The sequence below is a fragment of the Streptomyces griseorubiginosus genome (genome assembly GCF_017614965.1).
GTDB lineage: Bacteria > Actinomycetota > Actinomycetes > Streptomycetales > Streptomycetaceae > Streptomyces > Streptomyces griseorubiginosus_B.
The window spans coordinates 24,166-30,547 of record NZ_WVUG01000083.1 but is presented as its reverse complement, the minus strand read 5'-3'; the positions used below and the strand labels follow the sequence as shown (position 1 = coordinate 30,547).

The following is a 6,382-nucleotide window of genomic DNA, read 5'->3' as shown; positions in this document are numbered from 1 at the left end:
CCCCCGCAGGAACCCTCCCCCTCCATCGAGGACGAACTGGCTCGGATGCGCGCCACCGACCCCGCCCTTGCCCACGCCGAGATCGCGCGCTCACTCGCCTGCACGCCGGGTGCGGCCGAGTCGCCCCAGGGCCGCGCCGCCCTCGACGACCCGGCCGCGACCGTCCGGCGGCTGGCCGACCTCACCGAACTGGCCTGGCGCGCCCTGCTCGCCCCCGACTGGCCGCGCCACCATGCCGTCCTCGCCGCCGACATCGCCGCCCGCTCCCGCCAGGCGGCCGACGGCGGCCTCGACGCCCTCCTCACCGGCCTCCATCCCGGCATCGACTGGACGGGTCACACCCTCACCCTGCGCATGTACGGCGACCTGGCCGACGCCCAACGGGCCGACGGACGCGGCATCCTGCTCATGCCGAGCGTCTTCGTCTGGCCGGACGTGGTCAGCGGCTTCGCCCGCCCGTGGCAGCCGACGGTGATCTACCCCGCCGTGGGCATGGGCCGCTTCCATGCCACGCCGGCACCGCGCCCGCCCGCCGCGCTGGCCCGCCTCCTGGGCCGGCAACGCGCCGCGCTGCTCGCCGACTTGACGCTCCCCGCCGCGACGACGGAACTCGCCGAGCGCCACGGTCTGGCACCGTCCACGGTGTCGGCCCATCTGACGACCCTGCGGCAGGCGGGACTGCTCGACGCACGGCGCGAGGGCCATTACGTGCGCTATGAGCGGACGGCGCTGGGGGACGCGCTGGTCACGGGCGGATAGGGCGCTACTTCGGGAACGGCACGGCCGTCACTCCTCGGCGGGCACCACCCGCGTCACCCTGCCCTGGGGATCGGCCGCCACGTAGCAGGTGCCGTAGTCGTCGCTGAGGTAGACGGCCATGCCGGCCGGGGAGTGGGTGAAGCGGTTCGGCGACTGCAGGAGCAGATAGTGGCTGGTCGGTTTGTCGACATGGCACTTCTTCTCGGCGAGCGCGAGCAGTGAGGGCACCGCGTCCCAGTTGAAGCCCTTGAGGCTGACGGGCTTCTCGGCCCCGAGGGAGCCGCTGATGATGTCCTTCTTGACTCCCTCGCCGGGCCGGTAGGTGTAGCTGTCGAAATGGGTGGGGCTCCCGGGGACCAGCATCCGCATGGACACGTACTCGGGATAGACGTTCAGGGAGCCGAAGCTGGTCCTCCCGGTCTTGGCCTCGACCGCCTTGATGGCGGTGCGGATTCCGGCGGGCGTCAGCATGCCCGTGGCCAGCTTCGACGTAGCGGCGGGCGCAGGTGTCCCGGCCGGGACGGAGGCGGAAGCCGAGGTCGTGGGCGTGGCGCGCGGACCGGGGCCCGAGTTCGCCGACGCCTTCTCGCCGTCCCCGCCGGACAGGGCCACCCAGGTTCCCGTTCCCACGAGCAGCGCGCCCGCCGCGACCGAGGCGATCACGGCACCGCGCCGTCTTCGCGGGCCGGGCACGACTGTGCTGGGCTGCGGCGGTTGCGGTGGTTGTGGTGGCGCGAGGGGATAGGAGGTCGTGGCCGGTCGGGCGGCGTCCGTGGCCGCCGCGGCCAGCAGTCCGTCCACGGCGTCCGCGTCCGGCCGTGCGCCGGGATCCCGCACGAGCAGGCGTTCGAGTACGGGCGTCAGCGCCCCGGCCCGCCGGGGCCGCGGCACGTCTTCGTGGAGTACGGCGGCCAGCGTGGCCAGCGTCGTTCCGCGCTGCAGCGGATGGTGACCCTCGACGGCCACGTACAGCATCATCGCCAGGGACCACAGGTCCGACGCGGGTCCGCCGTCGCCGCCGGAGATGCGCTCGGGGGCCATGTAGTCGGGCGTGCCGATGATCGAACCGGTGGCGGTCAGGGCGGTGGACTCACGGATCGCGGCGATGCCGAAGTCGGTGAGCACGGGCCTGCCGTCGGTGCGCAGCAGGACGTTCGCGGGCTTCACGTCGCGGTGCTGGACGCCGACGGCGTGGGCGGCGCGCAGCGCGTCCAGCACGCCTCGGCCGATGCGGGCCGCCTCGGCGGGCGCCATGGGGCCACGGGCCAGCCGGTCGGCGAGGGAGCCGCCGTCGACGAGTTCCATGACGATCCAGGGATAGGTGCCCTCGCCGCCGTCGACGATGTGATGGATCGTCACCACGTTCGGGTGCTGCACCCGAGCCAGCGCCCGGGCCTCGCGCAGCACCCGCGCGCGCAGCATCCGCGCGGCGTCCGGGTCGTACTCGGCGAGGTCCGGGTCGGCGGGCCGGACCTCCTTGACCGCCACGCTCCGCTGCAGCAGGAGGTCGCGGGCGCGCCAGACCGTGCCCATGCCCCCGCCGCCGAGTCTGCTCTCCAGTTCGAAGCGCCCGTCGACGACCCGTCTGGCGCTCACCCCGTCGTTCATGGCCCGGAGCTTAGAGGAACGACCTGGCGGACGACCTGTCGGACATCGGGAGCTTCTTGGAGACGGCAAGCCGGTTCGTTGACGTGTCTACACTTTCCGCATGGATGAGACGGTGCGCTGGCTGACGCCGGAGGAGCAGCACGCGTGGCGGAGCTTCATCCGCCTGCACGACAGGCTGTGGGGCCTGCTGTCACGCCGGTTGCAGGCGGAGTCCCACGTGTCGTCCGCGGACTTCGCGGTGCTGGTCGAACTGTCCGAGGCACCGGACGGGCGGCGGCGGTTCCTGGAACTCGCCCGTGTGCTGGAGTGGGAGAAGAGCCGGATGTCCCACCACATCGCCCGCATGGTCAAGCGCGGGCTGGTCGTGCGGGACGAGTGCCCCGACGACGGACGCGGGGCGTTCGTGGTCATCACGGACGCGGGGCGCGAGATGATCGAGGCCGCCGCCCCGCGCCATGTGGAGGCGGTGCGCGAGCTGTTCCTCGACCATGTCACACCGGCGGAACTGCGCACGCTGGCCCGGATCTCCGAACGCGTGGTGGAGAAGCTCGACGCTGAGGAAGCGCCCTGACCGTGGGCCGGTGACGCCTACGCCTCGTGGACCGGCGGGACCGGATGCTTGCTGAGGATCGACACGCGGTTGAACGCGTTGATCGTGACCGCCACCCAGATCACGGCCGAGATCTGGTCCTCACTCAGGATCTGCCGGGCCCCCTCGTACGCGGACTCCTGCGCGTCGGCGTCCGTCGGATCGGTCGTGACCTCGGCCAGCGCGAGTGCGGCGCGCTCCTGCTCGGTGAAGACCTCGGTGTCCCGCCAGGCCGCCAGGACACCCAGCCGCCTCGGTGACTCGCCGGCACGCAGGGCCGCCTTCGTGTGCACGTCGAGGCAGTAGGCGCAGCCGTTCAGCTGGGACACGCGGAGGTTGATCAGTTCCACGGTGGTGCGGTCGAGCCCGGCGTCGGCCGCTGTCCCGCGCACCGCCTCGGAGGTCTGCACGAGTGCGTGGAAGGCCTTGGGGCTCTGTTTGTCGATGAATATCCGTCGCGGTGCCGATCCGGTGGTGCGGTCGCTCACTTCGGGTCTCCTCCGGGGCCGTTCGTGATGGCCCGCACGTCGGGTTGTCGTCAGGTGATGTTATGTCCGGCGGTCGGAATAGCCGTGACGGACCTCGCGTTGCACCGGCTTAGTTGATGTATCAACCTGATGGAGGGGTGAGGGCGATGCAGTTCGGCATCTTCACCGTGGGCGACGTGGCCACCGACCCGAACACGGGTCGTACCCCGACCGAGCACGAGCGGATCAAGGCGATGGTGGCCATCGCGCTGAAGGCCGAGGAGGTCGGGCTGGACGTCTTCGCGACCGGCGAGCACCACAACCGGCCGTTCGTCCCGTCGTCCCCGACCACGCTGCTGGGCTGGATCGCCGCACGTACCGAGCGGATCATCCTGTCCACCTCGACCACGCTGATCACCACCAACGACCCGGTGAAGATCGCCGAGGACTACGCGATGCTCCAGCACCTGGCCGACGGCCGCGTCGACCTGATGACGGGACGGGGCAACACCGGCCCGGTCTATCCCTGGTTCGGGAAGGACATCCGCGACGGCATCAGCCTCGCCGTCGAGAACTACGCCCTGGTGCACCGGCTGTGGCGCGAGGACGTCGTCGACTGGGAAGGCCGGTTCCGTACGCCGCTGCAGAGTTTCACCTCGACCCCGCGGCCGCTGGACGGCATCCCGCCGTTCGTCTGGCACGGCTCCATCCGCTCCCCGGAGATCGCCGAACAGGCCGCCTACTACGGAGACGGGTTCTTCCACAACAACATCTTCTGGCCCAAGGAGCACACCGCGAAGCTGATCGATCTGTACCGCCGCCGGTACGCGCACTACGGCCACGGCACCCCGGAGCAGGCGATCGTCGGCCTGGGCGGCCAGGTCTTCATGCGCCGCGCCTCCCAGGACGCCGTCCGTGAGTTCCGCCCGGTCTTCGACCACTCACCGGTGATGGGCGGAGGGATGTCCATGGAGGAGTACATGGAGCAGACCCCGCTGACGGTCGGCACCCCCGAGCAGGTCATCGAGAAGACGCTCACCTTCCGCGAGTACGCCGGCGACTACCAGCGCCAGCTGTTCGTCGTGGACGGCGGCGGCATACCGCTGAAAACAGCGCTGGAACAGATCGACATGCTCGGCGAGGAGGTCGTACCGGTGCTGCGTGCGGAGTTCGCCAGGAACCGGCCGGCCGACGTGCCCGAGGCACCCACCCACGCGTCCCTGCTCGCCGCCCGAGACGCCGAGCGCGCGCAGGCCACCGGACCGGTGGCGTGAGCCGGCGCCGCCGCGGACAGCAGGAAGGACGGGAAGGAAGATGACGGACAGCAACATGACGGACAACAACTTCAACGGATACCTCGCCGGCGACGGCGTGGCACCCGACCGGTGGGCCAGCGCCCTGCACCTGTTCGACAACGGTGCCGGCGTGCCGCACGAGGAGACCACCACGGAGCGCTGGGAGCGGGCACAGCTGCTGTTCGAGGCCCGGGACTACATCGGCGCGGCGCGGTTGCTCGCGGCCGTGGTCGAGGAGGCCCCGGAGCAGACCGGGCCGAGGCTGCTGCTGGCCCGTGCCTACTACCACTCGGCACAACTGCGGCGCGCAGAGGAACAGTTGCGCCTGATCGTCCAGCGTGACCCGGTGGAGCACTACGCCCACCTGATGCTGGGCCGCACCCTGCAACGCCAGGGACGCCGGGACGAGGCGACGCCGTGGCTGCGGATGGCCGCGGCGTTCGCGGGCGAGTTCCCCGACGACGAGTGAGCGAGCGGGGCCGAAACGAGGAGCGGGGGGTCACCGGGCCGACCGGATGACCCCCCGCTCACGCTGCCCGAGGCCGCCGCTCCCGCGGAAGCCTCGCGGTCCGCCCCGAGCGGCAGCCGCTGCCGTTCGACAACCCGCCTTCTGCCTGACGGTATGTCTCAGCGCCAGCCGAGTTCCGGGGCGACGTGGGTGAGGATGCTCTCGACGACGTGCGCGTTGTAGTCGACGCCGAGCTGGTTGGGCACCGTGAGCAGCAGGGTGTCGGCGGCCGCGATGGCCTCGTCCTCGGCGAGCCGTTTGACGAGTACGTCGGGTTCGGCGGCGTAGGTGCGGCCGAAGACCGCGCGGGTGTCGGCGTCGAGGTACCCCACGTGGTCCTTGGAGTCGCGTTCCCGGCCGAAGTAGGCGCGGTCCCGGTCGTCGACGAGGGCGAAGACGCTGCGGCTGACGGAGACCCGGGGCTCGCGCTCGTGGCCCGCGGCGCGCCAGGCCTCGCGGTAGGCCTCGATCTGCTTGCGCTGCTGGACGTGCAGCGGTTCGCCGCTCTCGTCGTACTTGAGGGTCGAGCTCTGCAGGTTCATGCCGAGCTCGGCGGCCCACACGGCGGTCGCGTCGGAACCGGACCCCCACCAGATCCGCTCCCGCAGTCCCTCGGAGTACGGCTCGATCCGCAGCAGCCCTGGCGGGTTGCCGAACATCGGGTTCGGGTTGGGCTCCGCGAACCCTTCGCCCTTCAGCACCTCCAGAAGCACCTCGGTGTGCGCACGGGCCATGTCGGCGTCGGTCTTGCCCTCCGCGGGCCGGTACCCGAAGTGCCGCCAGCCGTCGATGACCTGCTCCGGTGAGCCCCGGCTGATCCCGAGCTGGAGCCGCCCGCCGGAGATGAGGTCGGCGGCGCCGGCGTCCTCGGCCATGTACATGGGGTTCTCGTAGCGCATGTCGATGACACCGGTGCCGATCTCGATCCGGCTGGTGCGGGCACCGATGGCGGCGAGCAGCGGGAACGGTGAGCCGTGCTGCCTGGCGAAGTGGTGGACACGGAAATAGGCACCGTCGGCGCCCAGCTCCTCGGCGGCGACCGCAAGGTCGATCGCCTGCAGCAGGGAGTCGGCGGCGGACCGTGTCTGCGAATGCGGCGACGGCGTCCAGTGCCCGAACGACAGAAAACCGATCTTCTTCATAGGTGGTTCAACGT

General features: G+C 71.1%; 7 protein-coding genes. 4 read left to right on the top strand and 3 right to left on the bottom strand.

The window, feature by feature from the left end; genetic code table 11:
• Positions 1–759, top strand: a 759-nt coding sequence (locus GRC12_RS17830) for a DUF5937 family protein (protein ID WP_208780293.1), incomplete at its 5' end; no start/stop codon positions are given.
• Between the two features lie 27 nt (positions 760–786).
• On the opposite strand, the gene GRC12_RS17825 is transcribed toward GRC12_RS17830, so the two are convergent.
• The gene (locus GRC12_RS17825) at positions 787–2,367 is read right to left on the bottom strand and encodes a serine/threonine-protein kinase (protein WP_208780292.1); all 1,581 of its coding nucleotides are present in this window, start codon (positions 2,365–2,367) and stop codon (positions 787–789) included.
• A gap of 100 nt (positions 2,368–2,467) precedes the next feature.
• Here GRC12_RS17825 and GRC12_RS17820 point away from each other — a divergent pair, with 100 nt between their 5' ends.
• On the top strand, positions 2,468–2,938 hold the full coding sequence (locus GRC12_RS17820) for a MarR family winged helix-turn-helix transcriptional regulator (protein WP_208780291.1): 471 nt from the start codon (positions 2,468–2,470) through the stop codon (positions 2,936–2,938).
• 17 nt (positions 2,939–2,955) lie between these two features.
• Here GRC12_RS17820 and GRC12_RS17815 read toward each other — a convergent pair whose 3' ends face one another.
• Complete coding sequence (locus tag GRC12_RS17815) at positions 2,956–3,444, bottom strand: carboxymuconolactone decarboxylase family protein (RefSeq protein ID WP_208780290.1); 489 nt, start codon at positions 3,442–3,444, stop codon at positions 2,956–2,958.
• 146 nt (positions 3,445–3,590) lie between these two features.
• Between GRC12_RS17815 and GRC12_RS17810 the strand changes: the two genes are divergently transcribed.
• Entirely contained in the window at positions 3,591–4,697 is a 1,107-nt protein-coding gene (locus GRC12_RS17810) for an LLM class flavin-dependent oxidoreductase (protein WP_208780289.1), read from the top strand.
• Between the two features lie 55 nt (positions 4,698–4,752).
• Positions 4,753–5,187: a tetratricopeptide repeat protein gene (locus GRC12_RS17805; protein ID WP_208780294.1), complete on the top strand. Its 435-nt coding sequence runs from the start codon at positions 4,753–4,755 to the stop codon at positions 5,185–5,187.
• A 158-nt stretch (positions 5,188–5,345) separates the two neighbouring features.
• Here GRC12_RS17805 and GRC12_RS17800 read toward each other — a convergent pair whose 3' ends face one another.
• Entirely contained in the window at positions 5,346–6,368 is a 1,023-nt protein-coding gene (locus GRC12_RS17800; RefSeq protein WP_208780288.1) for an LLM class flavin-dependent oxidoreductase, read from the bottom strand.
• Positions 6,369–6,382 lie beyond the last annotated feature (14 nt).

Coding starts and splice junctions, on each gene's coding strand:
- GRC12_RS17825 (WP_208780292.1), bottom strand. CDS start 2,367: ATGAACGACGGGGTGAGCGCCAGACGGGTCGTCGACGGGCGCTTCGAA.
- GRC12_RS17805 (WP_208780294.1), top strand. CDS start 4,753: ATGACGGACAACAACTTCAACGGATACCTCGCCGGCGACGGCGTGGCA.
- GRC12_RS17810 (WP_208780289.1), top strand. CDS start 3,591: ATGCAGTTCGGCATCTTCACCGTGGGCGACGTGGCCACCGACCCGAAC.
- GRC12_RS17820 (WP_208780291.1), top strand. CDS start 2,468: ATGGATGAGACGGTGCGCTGGCTGACGCCGGAGGAGCAGCACGCGTGG.
- GRC12_RS17800 (WP_208780288.1), bottom strand. CDS start 6,368: ATGAAGAAGATCGGTTTTCTGTCGTTCGGGCACTGGACGCCGTCGCCG.